We start from the raw sequence: 26,638 nt of genomic DNA on the forward strand, positions 1-26,638 counted from the left end.
TAATCTCGCCCCGTCCCTGTCCATTCCCTGGTGTGCGCCCTCAATCCAAGCCGGAGGGGTACATTGGGGACACATGACGCTGCCCGAATGAGAAACATTCCAGCAATCCGTTGAGATTCATGGGCCTGACGATGTGCCGAAGCCGGGATTCGAACCCGCCGCGTCGGACACAAGAGCGCCGTCGTCGGAGGCGTCGGACCTGGGGGAGTTCCACTGGGTGGACACGAGTCTCATCTAGTCCAGGAGCTGCCGGCGGACGGCGTGTGAACCGTCCTGCTGGACTCCGAGGACGCGTTCGAGCTGGACGTCCTGGGGCCTCCGCGCGCGGGCACGACGCTGGATGACGCTGCCTACGTCCTCTACACGTCCGGCTCCTCCGGCAAGCCCCAGGGCGTGATGGTGCCGCACCGGAGCGCGGCGGACTTCTTCCGCGCCATGGATGCACGGGTGGGCGCGGCGCCCGTGGGCACGTGGCTCTCCGTCAGCCGCAGCTGCTTCGACAGCTCCGTGCTGGAGCTGTTGTGGACGCTCGTCCGAGGCTTCCGCGTCGCGGGAGCCCCCGCCCTCGGCTGCCGGGGCTCAGCGCTTGCGCGCGAGCACCCGCCGCACTTCCTTGAGGTACGGTCCTCCCCGGCAAGCTCAAGCAGCTCCATGAGGCGCTGGCTCGGAGGTCAGCCAGCGGCTCGTGTTGGAGACCTCCTGAGGACTCGCCGCCCTCCGCCGTCAGTACGGATGGAAGCGGGTCACGAAGGGCACGGCTTCGCTCTTCCCCTCCGGGACTCGCGTCCCGGTGACGCGCAGGAAGCCCTGCGCGTCCAGCCGCGCGACCGTGGGCTGCTCCTCACCGGGCAGGTCCGTCCGATGTGAGCGGAGGATGCTGGTGCCATTCGGGGCCAGGTGGACGACTCCCAGTCCGGATGCGCCCTTCGCATCCTGACTCCAGGTGGCGACCGCGAGGGTCCCGTCCGCCAGCACGCCCGTGCCCACGACCGTGTCCCGCACGCCCGTGAAGCCCGCCGTGAAGTAGGTGTAGCCCTCGCGGCCGAAGGACGTGTCCTGCCCGGCGCTCGCGGTCAGCCGAGCCACCACGGCCTCCGTGTCCCCGTTGGAGAACACCGCCTTCCCTCCCACCAGCCAGCTCCCGTTCGACAGCCGCTGCAACGTCCGCGGCGTGATGTCCGGCGAGCTGAACGACGGTGAGTAGCGGAAGCTGTTGTCCAGGGTGCCGTTGGCGTTGAAGCGGCGCACGACCAGCGTGTCGAGGCTGCCCGTGGAGGTCCCAGCCACGACGACCTTGCCATCGGGCTCGGCGACGACGCACAGTCCGTCATCCTCGCGGCCCACGTCCGTGGTCGCCACGCCGTCCGCGCTGAAGGTCGTGTCTGGCACCCCGGCCGGCGTCAGGCGGACCACCACCAGGTCCAGTCCGTCGTTGTCGACGGTGCCCGCGCCGACAATGTTGCCATTGGCGTCGACGGTGACCGCGTGCAGGGTGGAGATGCCCGTGGAGAGCTGGAAGGTGCGCACGCCCGTGCCACCGAACGTGGTGTCCAGGACGCCTGCCGTCGTGTACCTGGCGAGCAGCACGCTCTGATACTTCGCCCCCGAGCAGGTGTTGGTGCCGGAGATGGCCCCGCCCGCGACGACGATGCGGCCATCCGCCTGTACGGTCACGGCATCCACATAGTCGTCGCCTCCGCAGATGTCGCTGACCACCACGCCCTGAGTGCCGAACGTGGCGTCCGGCGTCCCGTCCGGAAGCAGGCGCACCACCAGCACATCCCGCTGGCCCGTGGAACCGGTGGAGCCCACGAGGATCCACTTGCCGTCGGGCTGCTCGGCCATGCCGTTGATCTTCACTGAGGGAAGGCCGAGCTCCGGCGTCGCCACGCCTTCCGTTCCGAAGGCACTGTCCAGCGCGGCAGGCGCCGGCTGTACGTCCAGCGCGACGGGGAACTCCGCGCGCGTGCCGCCGCCCACTCCGATGAGCTTGAGGGAGAACCGGCCATAGGCCGCGAACTCGTCCGGGATGTAGCCCAACGGCGTTGAAGCCGCGCCCTCGGGGATGATCACCGGCAGCGCCTGGGTGGTGCGCACGTGGGGAGGCAGCCCCTCCACCGAGAGCGAGACCTCTCCGGTGAAGGCCACATCCCGGAGGACCTGGACCGCGAGCGCGGTCGAAGTCGAAGGATTGAAACGCACCGTCTGCTCGGAAGCCGTCGACAGGGTGAACGCGGGAGGCGACTCCCCAGCATCCGGCGTCGTGGGCTCCTCGGTGCCACCGTCCTGCTCCTGCCCGCCCCCGTCCTGGCCTCCATCCGAAGTTCCCGTCCCTGCATCCACCCCCGCATCACGGGAGGGCGTCGGGGAAGGGCTCGTGGGCTCATCCGACGAGCCGCAGGCGCCCGCCATCAGGGCGGCCACCGTCAGCGCGAGCGCCGAAAGGCTTCGGAGGTGGAACTGCGAACGGAGGCCAGGAGCCGGGGGATGAAGGACGATTGGGCGCATACCAGTCAGGAATGAGGGGTGCGCCCCACCTGATAAGTGACCCCGGCACCAGTGATAAATAGATCCGGAGATCAATGCACCCGGCGCGACGGACGGCCGCACCTGCGCGGACACCGTGCAGCAGGCACAAGCCGTGTGCACGGAGGTCAGCCAGCGGCTCGTGTTGGCGGCTGCGTAGACAATGCGTTCTCCGGTTTCCCTCTCAGCCTTCCTCGTCGGGGAGGAGTGTCCGAAGAAGCTCGTCGTCGGGGCCAAGCGGGCGCCATCCAGCGGAGGGGGGATTGGCGAGCAACGCATCTCCGACCCGCTTCGCACGCCCCTTATGCGTCTCGGGGGTGTAGGCGATCCAGCGCCCCAGCGCCTTGGCGACGGCGAATCGGTTCGCGTCGTCAAGCACACTCGGCCATCCTTCGGGAAGGCTCTGAGTCAGCATGCGCGCGAGTACATCACGCACAAAACGGGTCACCTGATTGTGCTGCTCCGCCTCGTAGAGCAAAGCACTCAAGATCTGTACCCCTGCAACGTCATCCGGTCCCAGCTCTTCGGCCAGCGCCACCAACGATACGGTAGGACGAGCATTCGCAAAGGCGGTGAGTGACTCGTACCCACGCTTGCGGACCCGTTCGTACAGGCGTGCCGTGATGTTGCCCCGCCAGGCTTCTCCGCCGCTCATCGGCTTCTCCCGGTGACGAAGTTCATCGGGACTCTGTACTCCTTCATGTTCTCCGCAACGATGTTCAGGACCTGGCGCCTCGTCAACCGCCGGGCAGCCAGGCTCTCCGCTTCGCGCAGAGCCTCCATGATCATCCGGTTCCACTCGCCGGGCCATGTGCGCCCCAGCTTCCAGTTCCCTCCACCGTGAATGGCCTCGTGGTGGGCCTTTTCCAGCCGGACGCAGAACTGGTCGATATCCATGTCGCCCTTGAAACCGCGCTGCACGAACCATTCGCGGTGCTCCTGCGGCAAGACATGGTGTTTCGGAGCGTCCGACATGCCCGCCCCCGCGCTGCCCGTCACCCGCATGCCTCGCACCTCCGGGCTGTCCCCCAGCGCGTCGCGCACACCCTTGGGCAGGTCCCGGTGCGCCTGGGCCATCGTGACCTGTCCGCCCTGAATGAGGACGGCCGCGCCGACGGCAGGCACGGAGATGACACCCGCATGCACGAGCCGTCGCATCATCTCCACCCACTCCGCGGAAACCACCATCCGTGAGCCCACCATGACTCCGCCCGAAATCATCACGAGCCCCACGCCCAGCGTCGCAGGGGCCGAGGGCGGCACGCGTGGCAGGGCCATCTTCATGGTGGAAATCATCGCGACCGCCTCCACTGCCTGCATCGCCGCGATGACCTGCCCGCCGAGCTTCATGGTCTCGCGGGTCTCCCTCTGGAGCGTGTCGAACTCACGCGTCAGCCTCCCCATCAGCTCGGGCATCGCGGTGGTCGCCGCCTCCACCCGCTCCGGGTCCAGCGAGGCAAGGTCCGTCAGCGTGGGCTCCATTAGCCCCTGCACGCGATGAAGGTCCACGAAGAGCTTCTCTGCGCTGCACATGGGGCAGTGACGAAGCACGGCGTCCGCGAGGTGCAGGAAGTCCACCCAGGTGGCCAGCAGAAGCGTTCCGAACTGAGCCGCCTGGAGCTTCGGCCCCGTCATGCGCAGCAGGCCCAATTCCATGTCCGTGTCGCCGACTTCCGAGGCCACCTTCGTCAACGCGGTGGCGCTCCCAAGCGCGCCTTGAAGCCACGTCACCTGCTTGGAGCCCTGGTCGAGGTAGCGCGTGAAGACGCCGGTGAGGCTCCAGCCCCAAAGGTCTGGAGGACGGGCCGCCAACTGGGTGAACGCGGCCTCGACGCTGCGCAGGGAACCCTTCACCTCGTCCGTGGCCTCGATGACTGCCTGACGCGTCGATGCAGCAGTCCGGGCCTCGCCCCCAACAGCGCCCTCCCTGCGGACATCTCCCACGGCTGTCGCGTCGTCACGCGGCTGCTGGCGGCGCAAAAGCCGTTGCTCAGCCCCGGAGAGGACGCGCGGGGGCTCGCCGTTCGGAGCCTCCACCCGCGCGGGCGAGGAGCCCTCACGCGGCGCGTAGCTCAAGCTTCGGCCACGCCCGGGCACTTGCGACACGGAGCCACATCCCGTGGCCATCAGGACCAGGGCCAGCCAAAGGGCATCAGCGCGCATTTGCCCCCCAGGCCACCGAGGCGAACGCCCCTGGCCGCAGCGTCCCCTCCAGCGCGGCGGTGGGATGAAACCCGCCGTGTCGAACGCAGGAACGCCGTTGGTTTCCTTCGCGAAGGTGGATGTCAGACTCATGGGCCATCATCCATGACTATCTGACATTCCTCGTTTAGGGACTTGTTCATGGATGCTGCGGAGAACGGCGAAGAGATCTTCCATTCGACCCTCCACCTCGCGGACCTGCTCTATCCACGAGCGGAGCGGTTGGGAGATGCGCGGCCATCCGAGGAGTGGAGCTTCTCGCACCTGGACACCCGGGCGCGGGCCCTGGGGACGTGGCTGCGGACGCTGAACGCGGCCGGCGAACGGGTGCTGCTGCTGTATCCGCCAGGCCTCGAATACGTCGTGGGGTTCATGGGCTGCCTGTACGTGGGCGCCATCGCGGTGCCGTGCCACCCGCCGGATCCTTCCCGGTTGGACAGCGCCCTGCCCCAGCTTCTTGCCATCGCTCGGGATTGCGGCGCGCGCTTCGTGCTGACGACGAGCAGCATCCTGGAGCTGTCCCCGCGCCTCAAGTCGGAGGCGCCGGAGCTGGGTGAACTCCACTGGGTGGCCACGGACATGGTGCCGATGTCGCTCGCGGAGGACTGGAAGCGGCCAGCGCGGGCACAGGTGGCCGTGCCCACCGCATCCGAGGACGAGCCTCTGCTCGACACGGACGAACGGTACATGCCGCTTCGCGAGTCGAACGACCTGCCGCCGCCGTCCCCGCCGGACGATACGCGCTGCATCCCCGCGCAGTTCCGCGCGCAGGTGACGCGCACTCCGGACGCGGTGGCGGTGGTAGCGGAAGATGAAACGCTCACCTACGCACAGCTGGATGCGGCCAGCGATGCGCTGGCGTGGCACCTGCGCGAGCACGGCGTCGCGCGGGACGTGCGCGTGGGGCTGTGCGTGGAGCGCTCCACCCGCCTGGTGGTGGCGATGCTCGGCATCCTCAAGGCAGGCGGCGCGTTCGTGCCGCTGGATCCGGACTGCCCGCGGGAACAGCTGGCCGCGATGATGGAGGACTCACGGGCACGGGTGCTCGTCACGGAGTCCCGCCGGGTCCAGGACCTGCCGACGGACGGCGTGTGCACCGTCCTGCTGGACTCGGAGGACGCGTTCGAGCTGGACGTCCTGGGGCCTCCGCGCGCGGGCACGACGCTGGACGACCCTGCCTACGTCCTCTACCCGCCCGGCTCCTCCGGCAAGCCCCAGGGCGTGATGGTGCCGCACCGGAGCGTGGCGGACTTCTTCAGCGCCATGGATGCACGGGTGGGCGCGGCGCCCGTGGGCACGTGGCTCTCCGTCAGCCGCATCTGCTTCGACAGCTCCGTGCTGGAGCTGTTGTGGACGCTCGTCCGCGGCTTCCGCGTCGCTGGAGCACCCCAGTCCCGGCAGCCGGGGCTCAGCGCTTGCGCGCGAGCACCCTCCGCACTTCCTTGAGGCACGCTTCCGTCACGGCCTCCACGGACAGCTCACCGTCGATGTGCACGATGCGCTCGCGCTTCGCTCGCAGCGTGATGGCCTTGAGGTACTGCTTCGCGATCCGCCGCTGGGCCTCGTCCGCTTCGAACAGCTCCGCGGGGCCTCCGCGCACGGCCCGGCGCTTCGCCGCGACCTTGGGGTCCACGCCCACGAACAGCGTCAGGTCCGGCGACACCGCGTGCGCGTTCACCGTGTCCACCCACGCCATGGGCAGGCTCGCGCCCTGGTACGCCAGCGAGGACAGCACGTAGCGGTCGCACAGCACCACCTTGCCCTGCTCCAGCGCCGGCAGCACCCTCGCGTGCAGGTGGTCCGTCCGGTCCGCCGCGAACAGCAGCGCCAGGGTTTCCTGCGCCAACGGCCCCCGGCCCTGCGGCAGACCCAGTCGGCCCGTGAGCGCCTGGCGCAGCATCGTTCCCACCGGACCGTCGGACGGCTCGCGCGTCGTCACCACCGAGAGCCCGTCCGCCCTCAGCGCGGATGCCAGGCGCTCCGTCTGCGTGGTGGTGCCCGCGCCGTCCAGGCCCTCCAGCACGATGAATCGCCCCGGGAGGGCGACCTTCCTGGCGGCGCTCACCGGGGGAGGAGCGCGGCGGGGTTGTCCAGGTGCAGCTCGCGGCGCAGCGCGAGCAGCGCCTCGTACCGCTGCAGCTCCTCCGTCAGCACCGCGCGGCCCTTGCGGTAGCTGAGGAAGCCGTACACCAGCAGCCCCAGCGCCAGGAGCGTGGCGCCCCAGGCCAGGAACGGCGTGCGCAGCGAGTCGTAGAACAGCTTCCCCGCCGCCCCTGAAATCAACATGAAGGCGATGATGGACACACCCGCGTGGGTGAAGTGGGTGGTGCTCTGCCGGGTCGACAGGCTCTCCTGCAACTGGTCGAACCGGGCCCGCTTGTCCTGCTGAATGTCTGCGCTCACGGAGCCGAGCACCCTACATCACGTGCCCCAGCCCGTCGAGTCGGCCGCCGGGCAGCACCCACCTACACGGACGCGCAGTCCCAGCTTCCGCTCATCCCAGCCATTGAACGGACGCACGCTCGCTCCCCGAGCATGGCTTGCCACCCCACCCCCCTCGCGTTACATGCCGCGAACCATGCCTCTCCACGTCGTCAGCAGGATGAGTTCCCCCGACATGAGCCGTGACTCCGAGTTGAACACCATCGAGGAGGCCATCCGCGACATCCAGGCCGGCAAGTGCGTCATCGTCGCCGACGACGAGGACCGCGAGAACGAAGGTGACCTCATCATGGCCGCCGAGCTCGCCACCCCGGAGATGCTGGCGTTCATGGTCCGCCACACCAGCGGCATCATCTGCCAGCCCATGCTCGCCGAGCGGCTGGACGCGCTCCGCCTGCCCCAAATGGTGGCGGAGAACACCGAGTCCCACCGCACCGCCTTCACCGTCTCCGTGGACTTCCGCCACGGCACCACCACCGGCGTCTCCGCCAGCGACCGCATGAAGACCATCCGCGCGCTCGCCGACCCGAACACCACCGCGGACGACTTCCTGCGCCCCGGCCACATCTTCCCGCTGCGCTACCGCGAAGGCGGCGTGCTGCGCCGCGCGGGCCACACCGAGGCGGCCGTGGACCTGGCGCGGCTCGCCGGCCTGCAGCCGTCCGGCATCCTCTGCGAGCTGGTGAAGGACGACGGCACCATGCAGCGCATGCCGGACCTGAAGCAGTTCGCGCGCGAGCACGACCTCAAGCTCATCACCATCGCGGACCTCATCGAGTACCGCAGCCGCAAGGACCGCCTGGTGCGCCGCGAGGCCGGCCAGAGCGTCGTGCGCACCCGCCACGGTGAGTTCACCGCCTTCACGTACACGTGGACGCCTGACGGCGCGAAGTCCCTGGTCCTGGTGAAGGGCGACCCGTCGAAGACCCAGCCCGCCCCGCTGGTGCGCCTGCACGGCGCCTGCGCCATGGGCGACGTGTTCGGGTCACCGGACTGCAAGTGCAACCTGCTGCTGGACCGCGCGATGGAGACCGTGGCGCGCGAGGGCACGGGCGTCATCGTCTACCTGCCCGGCATGCACGGCAACGACTTCGGCATCCACCACAAGCGCGCGGGCGACGGCAGCAACGCGTCCGTCAGCCGCGCGGCCAACGAGTCGCGCGACGTGGGCATGGGCTGCCAGATCCTCACCGACCTGGGCGTGAGCACCATGCGCGTGATGTCCAACACGGACATGACCTACCGGGGCCTCTCCGGCTTCGGGCTCACCATCGAGTCGCGCCTGACGCTCGACGTGGAGTAGCGAAGTCCGGGAGGCGCGCGAGGCTTCAGCCCAGGTCCTTCAGGGCCTCGCGCACGGCGGACAGGTCCGCGGGCAGCTCCACCGGCGGGTTCGCGTGCGCGGCCTTCACGTCGCTCAGCGTCTGCCGGTGGTAGCCAACCTTGAAGTCCGCGAACTTCAGCCCGTGCGCGGTGGCCACCACCGCGACGCTTGCGCCCCTGGCCATCACGCCTGACGCGGCCAGCTTCTCAACCGCCGCCAGCGCGACGCCCGTCTGCGGGCAGGCGAAGGTGCCCTCCCGGTCCGCCCGGGCCGCCGCGTTGGCCAGCTCCGACTCCGTCGCCTCCTCCACCACGCCGTCGAACGCGCGCAGCATCCGCACCGCGCGGCGGAAGGACACCGGGTTGCCAATCTGGATGGCGGACGCGAGCGTTGCTCCCGCCTGCATGGGCACCAGCTCCTGGAAGCCGCCCCGGAAGGCGCGCGCCAGGGGGTTCGCCCGCTGCGCCTGCGCCACCGCGATGCGCGGCCGGCGGGTGATGAGCCCCAGGTTGAAGAGCAGGTCCAGGCCACGGCCCAGGGCGCTCGCGTTGCCCAGGTTGCCGCCCGGGATGACGATCCAATCCGGCGGCTCCCAGCCCAGGTCCTGGCACAGCTCGATGGCGATCATCTTCTGGCCCTCGATGCGCAGCGAGTTCATCGAGTTCGCCAGGTACAGCCCCGTGTCCGCCGTCACCGCCTGCACCAGCTTCATGCAGCCGTCGAAGTCCGTGTCCAGCGACAGCACGCGCGCCCCATTGGCGATGGGCTGCACCAGCTGCGCGAGCGACACCTTGTTCTTCGGCAGGAACACCACCGCCGGGATGCCCGCCGCCGCGGCGTAGGCGGACAGCGCCGCGGACGTGTCGCCCGTGGACGCGCACGCCACCGCGCGGATGGGCGTGCCGCGCGAGCGCAGGTGCTTCACCGCGGACACCAGGACCGTCATCCCCCAGTCCTTGAAGCTGCCCGTCGGAGAGACGCCGCACTCCTTCAACATCAGCGAGCCCAGCCCCAGCTCCGCCGCCATGCGAGGCAGCGGCTTGAGCGGCACGCGCCCTTCTCCCAGCGAGACGATGTCCTCCACCGGCAGCTCGGGGAGCGCCCACTCGCGCTTGCCCCAGACGCCGGAGCCGTCCGGCAGCCGGGACGTCGCGAAGCGGGACTCGAAGCGGCGCTTCCACTCCGCCGCGGGGATGGCGCGCAGGGCGGCTTCGTCGTGGGCCACCTCCAGCAGACCTTCACAGCGCGGGCAGCGGTAGACGACGTCCCACAGCGAGGCGGTGAAGCCGCACCCCTCGCTGCACGCGTAGCCCGCCTTCAGCGCCGGGGCCGTCACGCCTCCCCCTCCACCTTCGTGCCGCACGCCACGCACGCGCGGCCCGGCCAGGCCGGCACGTGGCAGGAGGGACAGGGCACGCGCTCGCCGTCGTCCGCGCCTCCGCGCTTCGCCGTCACGGGCGCCGCCACCCGGGCCCGGGGCAGCCGCATGCCGCAGCCGTCACACAAGAGGCCTTCCGCCTGGACATGGCGGCAGTAGCGGCACGTCACCGCGCCCACCGGGGCAGCGGTGCGCACGCCGTCGTCCTGCGCGCGGCCCGTGTCCAGGTCCAGCATCTGCGCGACGGGCACGTCGCCCGTGGCGCCCGAACGGGTCAACTCCAGGTCGGGCACGACCATCGCCGGCAGGTCCGGCCCCGAGCGCAGCCGCGTCAGGTCCAGCTCCGGCAGCACGGGCGCGTCCACCGGCACGCGGCCCCCCGCGTGGTGCGTCAGCTCCAGCTCCGGCAGCGGGGCCACGACAGGCGCGGGGATGTTCATGAGGCCGGGGAAGCGCTTGCCACAGCCTTCGCACTCTTCGCCTTCCGACTGCACGTGGTCGCAGACCGGGCAGATGATCATGGGCGGGACGTTACCGGTCCCCTCTCCAGTCGGCAACGCGCCCCCGGGACACTGGGAGTGGGCATGCAGGCGCGTGACCTGTCGCACCCGCTCAGCTCGGGGCGGAGGAGCCCAGGCCCGTCATGGGGACGAAGCGCACCGGCAGCAGGCGATCCACCCGGGGCAGCATCCCCGGCTGTCCCCGGCGGATGCGCAGCAGCTCCTGCGTCCCGGTCACGGAGCCCACGGGGATGACCATCCGCCCCCCGGGCCGCAGCTGGCGCAGGAGCTCCCGGGGGATGTCCTCCGGCGCGGCGGTGGCGATGATGGCGTCGAAGGGCGCGGCCTGGGCCCAGCCCTGGGAGCCATCACCCTCGCGGTAGAACACGTTGGTGAAGCCCAGCCGGTGGAGCAGCCGCCGGGCGGGCCGGGCCAGCTCGCGGACGATCTCCACCGTGTAGACCTCGCGGGCCAGCATCGCCAGCACCGCCGTCTGGTAGCCGGAGCCGGTGCCAATCTCGAGCACGCGCTCACAGCCGCGCAGGCGCAGGGCCTCCGTCATCAGGGCCACCACGTAGGGCTGGCTGATGGTCTGCCCGTGACCGATGGGCAGCGGCACGTCCTGATGGGCCGAGTCCCGCTCGCCCATGGGCACGAAGTCCGCACGGCTCAGGTTGGCGATCGCCGCGAGCACCCGGCGATCCCGGATGCCCTGCCGCGCCAGATACTCCGCTCGGCCCCAGTCTCCCATCGCGTCCGTCCCCCGTGGTCCTCCAGCGGGGAAAGTAAGCACGACGACAGTCTGGGACAATCCAGGCGGCGGCCGCAGGCCTGCTCGCACCTACCCCACCCGGGCAAGCGCGAGCCGGCCCTCCCAGCGCTCCTCCAGCGCCTTCACGAGCCCCTGGTGGTCCGGCTTCTGGAGCTGGGGGTCGGCATCCATGATGCGCCGCGCCTCCGCCTGGGCGAGCGACAACAGGTCGCCGTCGCGCACGAGGTTCGCCACGGCCAGCTCCGGGAGGCCACTCTGCCGCGTGCCCAGGAACTCGCCGGGGCCGCGGATCTCCAGGTCCTTCTCCGCGATGACGAAGCCGTCGCTGCTGCGCTCCATCACGCCCAGCCGCTCGGTGGACTCCCAGGAGCGCGCGGCGCCCGCGACGAGGAAGCAGTAGCTGGCCGCGGCGCCACGGCCCACGCGTCCGCGCAGCTGGTGCAGCTGCGACAGGCCGAAGCGCTCCGCGGCCTCCACCACCATGACGGACGCGTTGGGCACGTCCACGCCCACCTCCACCACCGTGGTGCAGACGAGCAGCTGGATGCGCTTGTCGCGGAAGGCCTCCATCACGGCGTCCTTCTCCTCGGGCTTCATGCGCCCGTGCAGCAGGCCCACGCTGGCGGTGGGGAACACCGCCTGTAGCTTCGTCGCGCCCTGGGTGGCGTCCTCCAGGTCCAGCTTCTCCGACTCCTCCACCAGCGGATAGACGACGTAGGCCTGGTGGCCCTTGGCCAGCTCCGCGCCCACCGCTTCGTAGACGCGCGCGCGCTGCTCGTTGTTGAAGACGCGCGTGGTGATGGGCGTGCGGCCCGGCGGCAGCTGGTCGATGATGGACACGTCCAGGTCGCCGTAGAGCGTCATCGCGAGCGTGCGCGGGATGGGCGTGGCGGTCATCACCAGCACGTCCGGCGTGAGCCCCTTGCTCATGAGCGTGTGGCGCTGGAGCACGCCGAAGCGGTGCTGCTCGTCGATGACCACCAGCCCCAGCTTCTGGAAGGACACGCCGCCCTCCAGGAGCGCGTGCGTGCCCACGGCGAGGTGGATGTCGCCCTTCGCCACGGACTCGCGCACCTCGCGCTTGTGCTTCGCGGTGCCCGCCGCGCTGATGAGCCCCACGCGGTAGCCCAGCTGCTCCAGGATGCGGCGGAAGGTGCGCTCGTGCTGTTCGGCCAGGATTTCGGTGGGGGCCATCACCGCCACCTGGTAGCCGTCCTGGAGCGCCACCATGCCGGCCACGAGCGCCACGGCCGTCTTGCCGCTGCCCACGTCGCCCTGCACCAGCCGGTTCATGGGCTCCGGGCGCGTCATGTCCCGGGCGATGTCCCCCACCACGCGCGCCTGCGCCCCGGTGAGCTGGAAGGGCAGCGCGGCGCGCGCCTTGTCCAGCCGCTCCGGGGAGACGTTGAAGGCGATGCCCTCCTCCGCCTTGATGCCCTGGCGCTTGAGGGCCATGCCCAGCTGGAGGAAGAACAGCTCGTCGAACGCGAGCCGGCGGTGCGCGGGGCTCTGGTGCGCGTCCAGCGCCTCCAGGTCCGCGTCGTCGGGCGGGAAGTGGATGAAGCGCAGCGCGTCCGGCAGGCCCATCAGGTGGTAGCGGCGGCGCAGGTCCGCGGGCAGCGGCTCCTCCAGGTGGTGCGCGTGCTGTTCGCTGATGCGCGAGGCCAGCTCGCGGAAGGAGCGCTGCTCGCCGCGCTCGAAGCCCGGGTAGACGGGGACGATGCGGTGGAAGTGGACGGAGGTGGTGTTCTCCAGGTCCTCGGCGGGCTCCAGCTCCGGGTGGGCCATCTCCCGGCCGTTCATGGAGGCGCGCACCTCGCCGGAGAGCACCAGCTGCTTGCCCACGGAGAAGCGGCTCTTGAGCCACGGCCCGGCGTTGAAATAGGTGGCGGCGATGCTGCCGGAGCGGTCCCCCACGACGGCGCGGAACATGCGCTTGCCTCCGCGCCCCGGGACGAAGTCGGCCGTCTTGACGGTGCCAACCGTCACGCCGCGCTCACCGGGGATGAGCTCCGCGATGGTGCGCAGCCTGCGGCGGTCCTCGTAACAGCGTGGCAACAGGAACAGGATGTCGCCGGTGCGGCGCAGGCCCTTCTTGTCGAGTACGGCAACGAGCCGCGGCCCCAGGCGCTTGCCCAGCGTCTTGAGCGGCGCGGACAGCGGGCCGGTGCGCGGCGCGATGGACAGCAGCTTCGCCTCGGAGCGGGACGCCTCCGCGCCCACGGCCTTGGCCTTCTTCTTCCGGGCCTTCTCCGTGGGGGCGCGGTCCGCGGGCGGCGCGCCCTTGCGAGCGTCGGTGCTCGCGGCGGGCTTCGCGCCCGGAGCACGCGACGGCGCACCCGCGGGAACGGCGGCGTTCCGGGCCGCGGCCATGCGCGCACCGTAGGGCTGGGCGTCCACCTGCGCGGGGCCCGCCGAGGCGCCCCGGGATGCAGCCATGCGCACACCGTAAGGCACCGGCTCGCCCTTCGCCGGGCCTGCATTCCCGCCTTGGGGACCCGCTCCGGGCGAGGGCGAACGGACCTGCTGCCGGGACGCGGGCGCTGGCGTTGCCGCCGGAACGCCACCGCCCACCTGCGGCACGGGGTCCTGCGAACGCCACGGCGGCACGGTGTTGCCACGCGCCTCCAGCGTCCCCGGCGGGGGCGTCAACCGGCGGCGCGGCGGCGCGGGGTTCAGCTCCCCTTCCAGCACGTGCGCACGCTCTGGCGACCGGGGGAAGCCCGCCGCCACGGCGTTGATCTCTCCCGTGACGACCACCCGCTCCAGCTCCTCCGGCAACACCACGCCGCTGAGCTTCAGCGCGCCCAGCACCTGGCGCAGCGCGGCCTTGCGGTGCTCCGGCGGCGCGGGCGGATCCACGTGCGGCAGCGCCGCCCTCAAATGCTCCAGTGCCTGCGCGTCCACGCCCCCGGCCGACGCCAGGGTGCGCTCGATCAGCGTGCGCAGATCGCGCACGATCCCGAGCTGGGCGAAGTCACGCTGACACGCGTACTTGAGAGGTCCAACGAGGCTGGCGAGCGGGTGGTTCACGCGGGATTTCCAGCCTCCATCCTACGAAGCGCTCCTGACGCCGCAGGGAAAACGAAACCGGGGGAGCGAGCCCAGGCCCGCTCCCCCGAAGGACACCCGGCCAGCCGGGCTCCAGCGCTAGCTGGCCGACTCTTCCTGCGGATCCTCGAAGCTGATGGCGACGACCTCCAGCTCCCGCACGCCGCCGGGGCTCTGCACCGTGGCGATATCGCCCACCTTCTTGCCGATGAGCGCGCGCGCCACCGGCGAGGTCACGGCGATCCACCGCTTCTTCAGGTCGGCCTCCGTCTCACCCACCAGGCGGTAGCTGATGGACTTGTCGTTCTCCGTGTCCACCAGCTCCACGGTGGCGCCGAAGACAACCTTGTCGCCGCCCAGCTTCGCCGGGTCGATGACCTCCGCGCGGGCGATCCAGTCACCGAGGGTCAGGATGCGCCCCTCGATGTGCGACTGCTTCTCCTTGGCTGCGTGGTACTCCGCGTTCTCACGCAGGTCGCCGTGCGCACGCGCGACCTCGATTTCACGCGAAATCTTGCCCCGCTCCACGGACTGGAGGTGCTTCAGCTCGTCCTTGAGCTTCTGCAGACCGTGGGGGGTCATCGGGATGTTGTCGCTCCCGCTCATCGAACCACCGCTCCTTCCGTCACCTGGCTGCGCATCGGGGGTCCAGCGTTCCCTCCTGGAACCCGGCCCGCGACTCGAAAGGGTCAATGTAGGGAACGAGTGACTGGCCGGTCAACGAAAGCCTTACAGCCATCGTCCGGTAGTGGCTGGGCGCCCGACGGCCGACCCGTTAGGCTGCTCCACGTGCTGTCCGTCCAGGAATTGCGCGCGCTCGCCTCCGCCCTCCCCGTGGGCGCCTTCCAGCACCAGCTGGGCCCCTTCGCGCTGGTGCAGCGTCCGCCGTCGGAGCTGTCCGCCGCCGCGCTCGCGCCCACCCGCATGGCGGACCCCGGCGACGTCGAGCAGGGCATGCTCGCCCTGCTCTTCGAGTTCGACGACCTGCTCGTCGCCACCCTCCCCACCCTCCGGGATTCGGAGGTGCTGCGCATTGGCCGGAGGCTGGACTGCGAGCTGGTGCTGGACGACGCGTCCGTGTCCAAGCAGCACGCGGAGCTCAAGTGGAGCCGCGCGGCGGGCCGCTGCACCGTGCGCGACCTGGGCTCCACCAATGGCACCTTCGTCAATGCCAGCACCATCGGGCAGCGCGAGGTGCCGCTCCGGGGCGGCGACATCCTCAGCTTCGGCAACGTCCAGTTCTGGTACCTGCTCACGGACGCGCTGCATGAACGGCTGCGCGCGGGCGCGGCCTCCGGCCTGGGCTCCCACTCCGGCTGAAGGCCGCCCGCGCTCACCTCAGGGACAGGCGCCGCAGTCCGCCGTGCACGCGTCGTAGGTGTTGGACGCCCCGCAGGACTCCGTCACCTGGCAGGTGCCGTCGCCGCACACGGCCAGGTCCGCGGCGCGCACGCGCGTGGTGAGCGGCTGGAAGCTCACGCCTCCCACCGTGCAGCTCGCGAACGCCGTCCCCGTCTGGGTGCACACGTCCGAGCAGCTCCCCACGTAGATGAGCGGCGCGCACGTCATGCGGGGCATCCCGGAGCCATCCACCACCGCGCACGCGCGCGTGGTGCTCTGGGTCGCGTCCAGGGGCGGGTTCTGGCTGCCCGCGTAGAGCCCCTGCCCCTGGAAGAGGTTGCCGAAGAAGCAGGACTCCGGCTGGGCGAAGGAGGCCAGCTCGAAGTCGGAGGTGGGGATCTCCTCCCCCAGCGCATCCCGTCCCAGCACGGAGATGGGCACGCTCACGCCGAAGGGATTGCTGTGCGCCGCGAGGCAGGCGGAGACGATCTGCTGTTCGGCCTCCGTCGCGGGCGCCCCACCGGCCCAGCCCGGCGCCAGGCCCAGCAGCCCCGTCCAGGTGTGCATCGTGTTCGTCTGCGCATCCGTGTACGTGCGCGTCTGTCCCTCCGGGACGGCGCAGCGCACGATGTAGCGCATGACCTCCTCCGCGAGCGCTGGATCCGCGCCGTACCACGACGCGAAGTCAATGGATGACAAGCCATTGAACGACAGCCCGTTGAAGGACAACCCGTTGAAGGACAAGCCATTGAACGACAGCCCGTTGTACGAAAGGCTGTTGTAGCTGAGGGCCGCCTGCTCCTGCGTGCCCAGCGGATCCGCTGGCGCGGGCTCCCCGGCTCCCGGGTCACAGCCCGCTCCCATGACGGCCAGGGCCAGGCCCCACGCCCACCGGGAGAGCCCTCCCACGCCACGACGACGCCCGTTCTCCACGTTCCCCATGTGTGCAACCTCCTGCTGCCGCGGGCGCTCCGGCCGGACCCACGAACGTTTGGACAAGGAGGGCGTCAAAGACAAACGGGCGAGCAGCGCCCCCTCACGCACGAAAAGTGCGAGCACGTTGTACGTGTGGCAAGGCGCGAGAGGTGCGGGAAACGCGGGAGCGAAGTCAGGGCAGACACTCCGGGCGTCTGGGGTTGAACGCGTGGGCTGGCGTTCATCCAGGAACGTGAAGGCCGTGGCCCTCCGGGGTGAGGCGACGTGTCCCCACCCCGGCGCCACGGCCGTCCGTTTCTTCCACTGAGAGGCTGGGATTACCGCTGAGCCTGGGTGGCGATCTTCACCTGGGCCTTGTTCAGCTTCAGGCTGCCCAGCTCGCGGTGGATGTTGGCCAGGTCCGTCTGGGTGAGGCCCGGATCATGTCCGCCCGGAGGGCCGCCGCCCTTGGGAGGCTTGCCTTCGGGGGCGACGGCGCCGCCGCGGTTCGGATCCACGAAGGCCGTGCCGCCACCGGCCTCCACGGACGACAGCGCCTTGAAGCCGGCGGTGGTGCTGGCCGCCTCCTTCTGGGTGAGCTGCTTCACCAGCGTGAGCTTCCCGCTGCTCCGGTCGTACCGGTACATGCGGGTGCCCCTGGCGCCATCGTCCACCGCCACGTCCACGGAGCCGGTGGACTTCACCGCCGCCGGGCTCTCGATGCGCTTCGCCGGAGCGAGCTTCACCGGGGTGTTCTGGGTCTTCTCCTGGGCACCGGCCTGCGCCGCCGACAGGGCGGCGAACCCCACGGCCACCCTTCCCACTGCGGACTTCCAACGCGTGATCATGATTCCTCCCGGATCCCTTACGCGCGGCGGCGCGGATATTCGCCGGGACTCTATTCGAACGCGACCAGGTCCTGGACCCACCGGGCGCTGCCCTGCTTCAGCCACCGGGCGCGGGTGTCCCGGAGCGCCTGGGCGGGCGGGGTGCCTTGCCGCAGCGAGTCCACCAGCGCCTGGAAGAAGGCCCCGGCCTCCACGTCCGGAACCTCCGTGGAGGGCGCGACCACGGCCCGCGCGCCTGCCTGGATGAGCGCGGACGGAAGGCTCGCCACCGAGTGGTAGCGCCATGCGCCCACGTTCGCGTCGCAAGCGGCCAGCATCACCACCGGCGAGCCCCGGAGCGTGTGTCCCTCCAGCTCCTCCGCGGTGAGCGCGTAGCGGCCGGCCGCGTCCGGGGACAGCGCCAGGAAGGCCGCGTCGGACACGGTGCCGGCGAGGCCGTGCGTGTGCAGCTCCACCTCCGTGGCGTCCTCCATCTCCGCGAGCACCGACTCCGGCGTCGCCGCGCGGCCTCGCAGGTGGACGTCGCCCGGCCCCGTCATGCCCTTCCACGGCATCAGGCGCGGCAGCCCCAGCGTCGCGGGCGGCTCCACGTCCGACACCACCAGCCGCTTCGGGGCGGGCGCCACGGCCGGGGACTCCACGCGGTAGCCGCCCGGAGCCAGGTAGCTCCACGCCCGGTCCGCGGGCAAGAGCCCCGGGCGCCCCAGGAGGATGGGCTCCGCGAGCACCTTCACGACGCCACACCCCGCGAGCACCTGCAGGAGCGGCTCTGGCACCGCGGGCACCTCTTCGCGCAGGGGCTGCTTGAGGGCGTGGAGGTACAGCCCGCTGCTCGCGCCGGTGGGGCCTCGGGCGACGAAGAGCATCCGTTCGTCCTGGCCGGCCAGCGCCAGCAGACACGACGTGGGCGCGGTGCGGTCCACCTCCTCGGCGAGCAGGTCCACCGCGAGGCCCCACTCCTTCGCCCGGCCCGCGTCCATCATCAGCACGTGGTGGCTGTGGGCCCAGGCCTTGCGCGCCTCGATGTCGGTGGAGCGGTGGAGCGCCGAGCCGGTGATGACCCCGCGCAGCAGGTTCTGGCCCTCCTCACGGTCGCGCTCGATGAGGATGCGCCCTTCGATGTGGTCCACGAGCAGCTTCTCGCCGGTGGTCAGCGACGGGTCCTCGCGCAGCACGCGGATGCGCTCGCGCACGCGGTCCAGCTCGCGGCCCGGCACCGTGGCGCCCTCCAGCCGCAGCAGGTCTCCCGCGACGGCGACCTCCATGAGCGTGGGTGCGGTGGGACAGGTGAGCGCGTCCTGCACCTCGCGCCGGGCCCGCTTCGCGTCCAGGTCCTCCACGAAGAGGAGCGCCCGTGCGTGGTGGTACTCCGACCGGCGCGCGCAGTCCTCCGGCGAGTGGTGGAGGTATTCGTCCAGGTAGGCGCGGGCCAGCGCCGGGGCGTGGCTCAGCCGCGCGCTCGTCACCAGGTCGGCCAGGAGCAGCTCTTCCTGGTACCAGCTGTCGCTACGGAACGCCTCCTCCAGCGCGGGACGCGCCAGCGACTCGGCCTCCTTGCGGCGATCCATGCGGTTGTAGAGCGCGGCCAGGGACCGCTGGAGATCCACGCAGCGATACCCGAAGCCCTCGCTCCGGCACGCCGCCAGCCCGTTCTTGAGCGACGTCTCCGCCGTCTCCATGTCCCCCCGGTCCTGCGCCGCCTGCGCCCTGCCCCGGGCAAGCGGAGCGTCGTACCAGGCGGGCTCGCCGGACTGACGGACCAGCGCCGCCAGCTCGTCGACGAAGCGGTCCTCCTGGTGGAGCAGCAGGATGGCGCCCAGCAGCAGGTCGCGCTCGCCGGAGCGCCGCAACCTCACGAGGAACGCGTCCGCCTCCGCACCCTCCAGCGAGCGCGTGCCGGCGAGGAGCTCGCGGTAGGTGTTGGCCAGCGGGCCGCGCTTGTTGAAGTCCGCCGCCGCCACGCGCGCCACGTAGGCGCTCGCCGTCTTCGTGCGGGTGACGTCGTCCAGCAGCGCCGCCAGCGGAGCCAGCGCCTGCACGCGCTCCACGGTCGGGGCCGCGCGCAACGCGTGGTAGAGGTACAGCCGCGCCAGGTCCGGGTTGCGCCGCGCCATCGGGCCCGGGTACGGCGTGCCGTCCAGCGCCAGCTCCATGCCCGCCGCGTTCATGGCCTTCCACGAGTCCCGCCGCGACAGCGCGCCCTTGCGCAGGCCGTCCGCGCGCTCGGTGGCTTCGGTGCTCCAGCCGGGCTCCTTCGCCTGCGCCACGCGGGAGAACTCCGCCGCGGCGGCCAGCTCCAGCGAGAGCGCCTGGAGCGCGAGGCCCCGGTTCCAGCGCAGCCGCGCGTCGTCCGGCGCGCTCTCCAGGCCCAGCTCCACGAGCGTCAGGGCGCGCTCCGGCTGGGCACGGCCCAGGGCCGCCAGCGCCAGGTCGCCCATGACGGCGGGCGATGAGGGCAGCCGCTCCAGGATGCGCTCCGCGCGCTCGAAGTCCCCGGCCGCGAGCCACGCGGTCGCGACGCCGTGCAGGTCGCCCTTCGCCTCCAGCTCCGACAGCACCTTGAGGTCCAGCTCCGGCCGTCCGTCGGCGCCACCGCGCATCGTGCCCGTGGCGCGGTAGTCCGCGAGGCCCGGGTGACTGAGCCGGCCCTCCAGCGGACGCGCGGCGGCGAGCGCGAAGGGCAGCGCGCGCACGGTCTCCGTGGTGCGCCACGGACGTCCCACCAGCAGCACCGCGAGCACCACCGCGGCGGCTGCGGCCGCGAAGCCCGCCACACGGCGGCGATCCCAGGCAGCACGGCCGCGCGGGCGAGCCGACGGGGAGCGCGTCCTGGCATCGGGCACCGGTTCGGCCTGGCTCCCCGTCCCGGGAACGGCACGGAGTCCCGGCGCCGCCGCCGGAGCACCGGGGCCGCCTTCTGAACCGGGGGACGCCACGGACCGCGTCTGAGCTCCGGACGCGGCTCGTGCGTCAGCGGCGGCCTGCACGAGGAGGCTCGCCTGCACCTGGTCCTCCAGGCCGGCCTGGCACCCGGCGCAGGTCGCGAGGTGGGCCTGGAAGGCCTCGGCCTCTTCTGGCGGAAGCTCCCCGTCCACGAAGGCGGCGAGCTGTTCACACAAGACGGTCACGCCGGTCCCCCCGCGGTGCCTTCCCGGGCGAGGAGCAGCTCCTTGAGCTTCTTGCGCGCGCGGAACAGCCGGGTGCCCACCGTCATGGACGGGATGCCGAGCCGCCGGCCGATCTCCGCGTAGCTCTGTCGCTCCATGTCCTTCATGCGGACCACCTCGCGCAGCTCCGGGGGAAGCTGTTCCACCGCCTTCCACACGTCTTCCAACGTGTAGCGCGCCCATGTCTCCGGGGCGGCTTCGGCCTCCGCCAGGGTGTCCCCCATCGCGTCGGTGAATTCCTCCTGGGGGTGGCGCCGGTCGTGCCGGCACCAGTCGAGGAAGCGTCGAACGAGGATGGACGCCAGCCACGCCATGGGAGGCGCGGACCGGTCATACGTATGAAACGCGCGGAAGGCCCGCTCGTAGGTCTCCTGCAACAGGTCCTTCGCGTCCGACGGGTTGCGGCCCCGGCAGAGGATGCGGGCCCGCTCCTCCAACGCCGGAGCGCACCGCGCGATGAGCGCCTGGAACTCCGCGGCGTCCCCACGGGAGGCCGAAGGCACCTCCGGCTCGGGTGCGGAGGACTCCCCGGGCGGGACGGCGCGGGGCGATCGCGGGCGGAAGACCACGGAGGCGTTCCTAGCAGGAGCCGCCCCGCCCGCGAAGTCCGTCGATACCCTCCCAAGCGCTTCCCACCTGGCAGGTGGGAGGCCCGGGATGGCGGCCCGGAGGGCTAGCAGGAGCTCGTCCCCAGGCGGACGCCCGTGCGCACCCGGGTCTTGAAGACGCCCAGCGCCGCGCCGAAGCCCGTGACGCGCATCTTGCTGTAGCCCGTCCCGCCCGAGCCGATGTTGAAGCGCAGGACGCAGAACCCGTTCGGGAAGAAGAGGCCCGGCGGAATCCAGGTCCCGGTGGTGCTCACCGAGCCCAACCCATACCAGGCGCCGTTCTTGTAGCCGAACGCGGCGCCGCCGATCGCCACACCCTTGCAGGCGCTCTCGTTGACGGTGGACGCCGGGATGACCTCCACGAACGGCTGGGCGAAGTTGCCGGCCAGGCCGGTGACCTCCGTCACGAAGCGGTGGGGGCAGTCCGTCTGATCATAGGAGCCGTCGGTGGAGGCCGCCGACGCGTCCTGATACCCGCACGTGGGGAAGACGGCCGTGACCGCCGCGCCGTCCGGCTGCGCCAGCACCACGCTCGGGCTCACGCAGGACTCGTCGATGGCCTGCTCCTGACTGGCGATGGACTCCCCCGCGACGTCGGCGTCAGCGGTCCGCGGCTCCTCTTCCAGCGGGCCGCCACAGGCGGTGGCCAGGGAGGCGGCGAACACGAGCGCGGCGGTCGGCATGAAGCGCATGAGGGGGGCTCCGGGGCAGAGGGGAAGCCCGTATCCGGGCTCCTCCCTGTTACGTCCGGTGTCGCGCTTATTCCCCCGCGCCATTTCCACGCCGTTTTTCGGCCGTGCTAAGGCACCGCGCGTGGACATCGACAAGCCCTACCTGCTGTTCCTGGGAGACGTGAGGGATCAGCTCGCGGCCAAGACGGCCCACGGCATCGTGGACTGGCGGCCCGACTGGTGCGTGGGTCAGCTGCGCCTCCCGGGCTGCGCGGCGGACTGTGGCCTGCCGGACATGGACATCGCCCAGGCGAAGGCGAAGGGCGCGCGCACGCTGGTGGTGGGCGTGGTGAATCCGGGCGGCGTGCTGGCGGACGCGTGGGTGGACACGCTGGTGCAGGCGATGGAGGCCGGGCTGGACGTGGCCACCGGGCTGCACAAGCGGCTGTCCTCGTTCCCCGCCGTGGCCGCCGCGGCGGCGAAGCACGGGCGCAAGCTGCACGACGTGCGCTTCCCGGACCGGGACTTCGCCACCGGCCAGGGCACGAAGCGGCCCGGACTGCGCGTGCTGACCGTGGGCACCGACTGCGCGGTGGGCAAGAAGTACACGGCGCTGGCGCTGGAGAAGGAGCTGCGTCAGCGCGGATGGAAGGCGGACTTCCGGGCCACCGGGCAGACGGGCATCCTCATCTCCGGGCGGGGCGTGGCGCTGGATGCCGTGGTGTCCGACTTCATCTCCGGCGCGGCGGAGTGGCTCACGCCCGCGAACGACGCGGACCACTGGGACGTGGTGGAGGGCCAGGGGTCGCTGTTCCATCCCTCCTTCGCGGGCGTCACGCTGGGCCTGCTGCACGGCGCGCAGCCGGACGCGTTCATCGTCTGCCATGAGCCCACGCGCACGCGGATGCGCGGCGTGAAACACCCGCTGCCGTCCATCCAGGACGTCATCGACCGCACGGTGTTGGAGGGCCGGCTGACGAACCCGGCCATCCAGTGCACGGGCATCGCCATCAACACGGAGCACCTGGGCGAGGCCGAGGCGCTGGCGCTCCTGGAGGCCACCGGCCGGGCGCATGGCCTGCCCTGCGTGGACCCGCTGCGCACGGGCGCGGGCCCCCTGGCCGACGCGCTGGCGAGCCGCTTCCCGCGCGGGTGACACACACACCCTTTCCGAAAGCCTCTCCACCGGAGCGGCTCACGGTATATTGAGGACACCATGGGACGCATTTTCGAGACACGCAAGGCGACGATGTTCGCCCGCTGGAACAAGATGGCGAAGGTCTTCACGCGCATCACGAAGGACATCGTGATCGCGGTGAAGGCGGGCGGGCCGAACATCGAATCGAACCCCGCGCTGCGCCGGGCCGTGCAGAACGCCCGCGCGGCGAACATGCCCAAGACCAACGTGGACGCCGCCATCAAGCGCGCCAGTGGTCAGGACCAGGCCGACTACCAGATCCTCCTGTACGAAGGCTTCGCGCCGCACGGCGTGGGCATCCTGGTGGAGGCGGCCACGGACAACGTCACGCGCACCGTGGCCAACGTCCGCTTCCCCTTCACCAAGCTGGGCGGGAGCATGGGCACGGCGGGCAGCGTCTCCCGCCTCTTCGAGCGCATGGGCGCCATCCGCCTGGACGCGGAAGGGCTGAACGCGGAGGAGCTGGAGCTGGAGCTCATCGACCACGGCCTGGAGGAGATGGGCGAGACGACCGGCGAGAAGGGCGAGAAGCAGCTGCTCCTGCGCTGCAAGTTCGCCGACTTCGGCAAGCTCATGTCGGCGATTGAAGCCAAGGGCATCGCGACCGCGTCCACCCAGTCCGAGTACATCCCCCTGCCCGGTACGCTGAAGGAGCTGCCCGAGGACCAGGCCACGGAGGTGCTCAAGCTGGTGGACATGCTGGAGCAGGACGACGACGTGCAGCACGTCTTCCACAACCTCGCCTGAAGCAAAGGCATCCGGCCCCCGTGCGCACTCCCCGGGGGCTGGCGCCAGGCCCGCGCGTGCTGGGGTACGAGGAAGTCCATGGCGGACGAGGGTGACGGGCAGGACCTGCGGGAGACGGTGAAGCGGTTGGAGGCGACGGTCGCGGCCCTGGAGACGCGGCTCGCGAGCCTGGAGGCCCGGGAGGCGCCGCGCCCCGTGGCCGCGCCCGCAGTCGCCCCTGTGACGCCTCCGGTGGCCGCGCCCGAGCAGCGGGACCTGGAGGCGCATGTCGGCACCTACTGGTTGAGCCGCCTGGGCATCGTGGCGCTCATCATCGGCATCGCGTACCTCATCACGTACCACTTCGGGGAGCTGGGGGTGCTGGCGCGCGTGGGCGCGGGCTACCTGCTCAGCGCGGGCCTGGGCGCGTTCGGATTGTGGCTGGCGCGGCGGCACCAGCTCTTCGGGCGCATCGTCTTCGGCGGCGGCCTGGCGCTCGCGTACTTCGTCACCTACGCGCTGCACTTCATCCCGGCGGTGCGGGTCATCGACAGTGAGGTGCTGGCGCTGGTGCTGCTGGCGGGGTTCGTGGTGGCCATCGTCACCATCGCGCACCGGATGCAATCCGAGACGGTGGCGGGCATCGCGCTGTTCCTGGGGCTGCACACGGGGATGCTCAGCGACATCACCGCGTTCACGCTGCTGTCCACCACGCTGCTCGCGGCGGGCGCGCTGTTCTTCCTGGTGCGCAACCGCTGGGTCATCGTGCCCCTGTCCAGCCTGGTGGCGGTGTACAGCACGCACGTCGTCTGGGCGGTGCGCACGGGCCACATGGCGCCGGGCGCGCCCGAGAATGACCGGCTCCTTTTGAGCCTGGGCTTCCTCGCGCTCTACTTCCTGCTCTTCTCCGTGGCGCTGCTCGTGCGCCCGCGCGACCTGCCCGTGCGCGCGAGCCTCGCCTTCACCCTGCTCAACTGGGTGGGCCTGACGTCGCTGGGCGCGTACGAGGTCTCCCAGGAGCAGGACTCGCACCTCTTCGGCTTCCTCCTCGTCGTCGCGCTGGCGCATGGCGCGGGGGCCGTCGTGTCGAGGCTCCAGCGTGCTCCCGCGGCGCTGACGCACGCGTACCTGGCGCTGACGGCGGTGACCTTCGCGCTGGCCATGCCCGCGCACTACGACGACGTCGCGCTGGTGGCGGCCTGGACGGTGACGGGGCTGGTCGCGGGCCTGGCCGCGCGTGGGGTGGAGTCCCCGGTGCTGCGGGGCGTGGGCGTGCTCATCCTCTACGTGGCGCTGGGCGCGTGTGAATGGGAGACGCCGGGACGCCTGACGTTGCTCATGGGGCTGGTGGTGGCGTTCGTGCTGGTGGAGCGCGGCGGGACGGTGCGCGTCGCCGGCCTGCCCGAGTCCGAGGCCCGGACGCCCTTCACCGCCATCTGCGCGGCGGGCACGGGACTGTCACTGGTGGCGCTGGTGGGCGCGCGGATGCCCGAGGGGCTCGTCACGCTGGGTTGGGTCATCGCCGCCTTCCTCCTCTTCGGCGTGGGCTTCGCGGTGCGCGAGCGTTGGTACCGGCTGGCCGCGTTGGCGGTGCTGGGGCTTGCCCTGGGGCGGCTGGTGCTGGTGGACGTGGCGAAGCTGCCGCCGGATCAACGGGTGCTCACGTTCATCCTGCTAGGCGTCATGCTGCTGCTCGTCTCATACACATACACGCGGCTGCGCGACCGGCGCGGGTGAAGATAGACACCCAGGCCTGGAACGCGAGCACTGCCTCCCCCGGGCGCTGTCGACCCCCCTTCGCACCTTGCGTGCCGAAGGTACTCGACGGTGGCCTCGAACTCCCAATCGATGGCAGCTCGCATCAACTCCAAACCAAACTGACCGCCCGCGCCCACACGAGGGAGTCATGCGTTGTGGCGACGGAAGTACCTGATTTGACTAACAAGAACCCCGCTTGACCGGCGGTCCGCGAATTCTTTGCATGATTTTCGATCGAGCGGGCTCTTTCCTTTCGACGGAATGGGCTCCGCCGCCATCGCCGATGCGGGTGGCTGGACCCGGCTCCGTCAAAGCTGGCACGTCGGTATCCACCATCACTTGAGGGGAAAGATGCGAATTCATTCATTGGCGTTCCGTAGCGTGTGGAGTGCAGCCCTGGTCGGAGCTCTCCTGGCAGGCTGCGGGGCCGAAACTGGCGCCAACACCGAGGGTTTGGAGTCACCGGAATCCGAGGCTGTGTTTGAAGGCTTCTCGCCAACTGCTGACAATCGAGGCGAATCGGAAATTGACTCCGGGCAATCGCCGGAGCGACCGGTGCACTCGGCCGGCTGGTCCTGCTCAGCCGGCACCGCGACGTGGAACCAGCCGCAATCGGCATGGAACTCCAATGTGAACACCCAGGGGACCTACTTCTGCAGTGCGAGTGTTCCTGCGACCAGCGATACCTTCAGCGTCTCCGTCCAGGCGTCCGGCGCCGAGCGCAGCGGCTCGGCCCTGCTCCGTTGTAACAATGGCACGTGGCAGTGGGTGGGCGGCTCTTGCGACGGAAAGATCGTCAGCACCGTGTCCGCCACGGGGAACACCCTCGTGTGCTCCCACTCGGATCCCGTGCGGAGCAAGTGGATCAATTGGTACCTTTCCGATCTCAAGCGCTGCGCGGATGTCGACGGACTCGAGTGGTGGGTCGCTCAATACAACAGCAACAACGGCTGCCTGCCGTCCACCAACTACGATGGCTACGGGTCCAAGGACGCCTGCTTCCGCGCCAACTTCCAGCGCAGCGGGGGCAATTCATTCACCGAGGCGCAGTCGACCGGACACATCGCCTCCCTGGACGAGTACCTGGCATGCGGTCCGAGCGCGGCGTATCCCTGGAGCAACGTCGCGAGCTTCGGAACGCTCTGCAAGTACCGGCCCTGAGTGGGTCTAGCGTGCCCTTTTGAGGTGTGAGCCGGCATTCACTCTCTGCC

The 26,638-nt window shown here is 70.8% G+C and carries 22 protein-coding genes and 1 pseudogene; 8 read left to right on the forward strand and 15 right to left on the reverse strand.

Going from position 1 to position 26,638, the window contains the following annotated elements; translation table 11 throughout:
• Positions 1-336: 336 nt before the first annotated feature.
• Positions 337-492: pseudogene (locus D7V80_RS42620) on the forward strand (AMP-binding protein); the annotation flags it as partial.
• A gap of 231 nt (positions 493-723) precedes the next feature.
• Here the strand turns inward: D7V80_RS42620 and D7V80_RS07020 are convergent.
• The 3 genes from D7V80_RS07020 to D7V80_RS07030 all read right to left on the reverse strand — a co-directional run bounded on the left by D7V80_RS07020 (position 724) and on the right by D7V80_RS07030 (position 4,602).
• Positions 724-2,343 (reverse strand): hypothetical protein, encoded by a 1,620-nt coding sequence (locus tag D7V80_RS07020; RefSeq protein ID WP_158616566.1) that lies wholly within the window; start codon positions 2,341-2,343, stop codon positions 724-726.
• A 367-nt stretch (positions 2,344-2,710) separates the two neighbouring features.
• Complete coding sequence (locus D7V80_RS07025) at positions 2,711-3,181, reverse strand: NUDIX hydrolase (RefSeq protein WP_120587425.1); 471 nt, start codon at positions 3,179-3,181, stop codon at positions 2,711-2,713.
• Positions 3,178-4,602 (reverse strand): DUF2380 domain-containing protein, encoded by a 1,425-nt coding sequence (locus D7V80_RS07030; protein ID WP_370452466.1) that lies wholly within the window; start codon positions 4,600-4,602, stop codon positions 3,178-3,180. Before D7V80_RS07030 ends, D7V80_RS07025 begins: the two co-directional genes overlap by 4 nt.
• A gap of 267 nt (positions 4,603-4,869) precedes the next feature.
• Here D7V80_RS07030 and D7V80_RS07035 point away from each other — a divergent pair, with 267 nt between their 5' ends.
• Entirely contained in the window at positions 4,870-6,174 is a 1,305-nt protein-coding gene (locus tag D7V80_RS07035) for an AMP-binding protein (RefSeq protein ID WP_147447003.1), read from the forward strand.
• On the opposite strand, the gene tmk is transcribed toward D7V80_RS07035, so the two are convergent.
• Both tmk and D7V80_RS07045 read right to left on the reverse strand, forming a co-directional pair.
• Positions 6,137-6,793: a dTMP kinase gene (gene tmk, locus D7V80_RS07040; RefSeq protein ID WP_120587428.1), complete on the reverse strand. Its 657-nt coding sequence runs from the start codon at positions 6,791-6,793 to the stop codon at positions 6,137-6,139. The genes D7V80_RS07035 and tmk overlap by 38 nt on opposite strands.
• Positions 6,790-7,131: a hypothetical protein gene (locus D7V80_RS07045; RefSeq protein ID WP_199738415.1), complete on the reverse strand. Its 342-nt coding sequence runs from the start codon at positions 7,129-7,131 to the stop codon at positions 6,790-6,792. The genes tmk and D7V80_RS07045 overlap by 4 nt, the downstream gene beginning before the upstream one ends.
• Positions 7,132-7,345: 214 nt before the next feature.
• Here D7V80_RS07045 and ribB point away from each other — a divergent pair, with 214 nt between their 5' ends.
• A complete protein-coding gene (gene ribB / locus D7V80_RS07050; RefSeq protein ID WP_120587430.1) occupies positions 7,346-8,473 on the forward strand; it encodes a 3,4-dihydroxy-2-butanone-4-phosphate synthase in 1,128 nt (375 codons plus the stop codon).
• A 25-nt stretch (positions 8,474-8,498) separates the two neighbouring features.
• Here ribB and thrC read toward each other — a convergent pair whose 3' ends face one another.
• The 5 genes from thrC to greA form a co-directional block, all read right to left on the reverse strand.
• Positions 8,499-9,830 (reverse strand): threonine synthase, encoded by a 1,332-nt coding sequence (thrC, locus tag D7V80_RS07055; protein WP_120587431.1) that lies wholly within the window; start codon positions 9,828-9,830, stop codon positions 8,499-8,501.
• Positions 9,827-10,393 (reverse strand): hypothetical protein, encoded by a 567-nt coding sequence (locus D7V80_RS07060; protein ID WP_120587432.1) that lies wholly within the window; start codon positions 10,391-10,393, stop codon positions 9,827-9,829. The genes thrC and D7V80_RS07060 overlap by 4 nt, the downstream gene beginning before the upstream one ends.
• Before the next feature lie 91 nt (positions 10,394-10,484).
• The gene (locus D7V80_RS07065; protein ID WP_120587433.1) at positions 10,485-11,123 is read right to left on the reverse strand and encodes a protein-L-isoaspartate(D-aspartate) O-methyltransferase; all 639 of its coding nucleotides are present in this window, start codon (positions 11,121-11,123) and stop codon (positions 10,485-10,487) included.
• A 90-nt stretch (positions 11,124-11,213) separates the two neighbouring features.
• A complete protein-coding gene (gene recG, locus D7V80_RS07070) occupies positions 11,214-14,177 on the reverse strand; it encodes an ATP-dependent DNA helicase RecG (RefSeq protein WP_120587434.1) in 2,964 nt (987 codons plus the stop codon).
• 117 nt (positions 14,178-14,294) lie between these two features.
• Positions 14,295-14,801, reverse strand: a complete 507-nt coding sequence (gene greA, locus D7V80_RS07075) for a transcription elongation factor GreA (protein WP_120587435.1) — start codon at positions 14,799-14,801, stop codon at positions 14,295-14,297.
• Between the two features lie 183 nt (positions 14,802-14,984).
• On the opposite strand from greA, the gene D7V80_RS07080 reads away from it, so the two are divergent.
• Positions 14,985-15,515 carry an FHA domain-containing protein gene (locus tag D7V80_RS07080; protein WP_120587436.1) on the forward strand — a complete coding sequence of 177 codons (531 nt, stop codon included), beginning with the start codon at positions 14,985-14,987 and terminating at the stop codon, positions 15,513-15,515.
• A gap of 18 nt (positions 15,516-15,533) precedes the next feature.
• Here D7V80_RS07080 and D7V80_RS07085 read toward each other — a convergent pair whose 3' ends face one another.
• The 5 genes from D7V80_RS07085 to D7V80_RS07105 form a co-directional block, all read right to left on the reverse strand.
• Positions 15,534-16,478, reverse strand: a complete 945-nt coding sequence (locus D7V80_RS07085; RefSeq protein ID WP_120587437.1) for a hypothetical protein — start codon at positions 16,476-16,478, stop codon at positions 15,534-15,536.
• A gap of 311 nt (positions 16,479-16,789) precedes the next feature.
• Positions 16,790-17,299, reverse strand: coding sequence for a hypothetical protein (locus D7V80_RS07090; protein WP_120587438.1), 510 nt, complete (start codon positions 17,297-17,299; stop codon positions 16,790-16,792).
• Between the two features lie 50 nt (positions 17,300-17,349).
• On the reverse strand, positions 17,350-20,427 hold the full coding sequence (locus tag D7V80_RS07095) for a CHAT domain-containing protein (protein ID WP_120587439.1): 3,078 nt from the start codon (positions 20,425-20,427) through the stop codon (positions 17,350-17,352).
• Positions 20,424-20,969, reverse strand: a complete 546-nt coding sequence (locus D7V80_RS07100) for an RNA polymerase sigma factor (protein ID WP_233585192.1) — start codon at positions 20,967-20,969, stop codon at positions 20,424-20,426. The genes D7V80_RS07095 and D7V80_RS07100 overlap by 4 nt, the downstream gene beginning before the upstream one ends.
• A gap of 170 nt (positions 20,970-21,139) precedes the next feature.
• Positions 21,140-21,766 (reverse strand): hypothetical protein, encoded by a 627-nt coding sequence (locus D7V80_RS07105; RefSeq protein WP_120587441.1) that lies wholly within the window; start codon positions 21,764-21,766, stop codon positions 21,140-21,142.
• A 121-nt stretch (positions 21,767-21,887) separates the two neighbouring features.
• Between D7V80_RS07105 and dgcN the strand changes: the two genes are divergently transcribed.
• From dgcN to D7V80_RS07125, 4 genes are all read left to right on the forward strand, one after another.
• The gene (gene dgcN / locus D7V80_RS07110) at positions 21,888-22,901 is read left to right on the forward strand and encodes an N-acetyltransferase DgcN (RefSeq protein ID WP_120587442.1); all 1,014 of its coding nucleotides are present in this window, start codon (positions 21,888-21,890) and stop codon (positions 22,899-22,901) included.
• 60 nt (positions 22,902-22,961) lie between these two features.
• Positions 22,962-23,690 (forward strand): YebC/PmpR family DNA-binding transcriptional regulator, encoded by a 729-nt coding sequence (locus tag D7V80_RS07115; protein WP_014397505.1) that lies wholly within the window; start codon positions 22,962-22,964, stop codon positions 23,688-23,690.
• A 78-nt stretch (positions 23,691-23,768) separates the two neighbouring features.
• Positions 23,769-25,406 carry a DUF2339 domain-containing protein gene (locus tag D7V80_RS07120; protein WP_120587443.1) on the forward strand — a complete coding sequence of 546 codons (1,638 nt, stop codon included), beginning with the start codon at positions 23,769-23,771 and terminating at the stop codon, positions 25,404-25,406.
• 372 nt (positions 25,407-25,778) lie between these two features.
• Positions 25,779-26,588, forward strand: coding sequence for a hypothetical protein (locus D7V80_RS07125; protein ID WP_147447004.1), 810 nt, complete (start codon positions 25,779-25,781; stop codon positions 26,586-26,588).
• Positions 26,589-26,638: the final 50 nt, after the last annotated feature.

Source organism: Corallococcus sp. CA054B (assembly GCF_003611625.1).
In the GTDB taxonomy this organism is placed as follows: domain Bacteria; phylum Myxococcota; class Myxococcia; order Myxococcales; family Myxococcaceae; genus Corallococcus; species Corallococcus coralloides.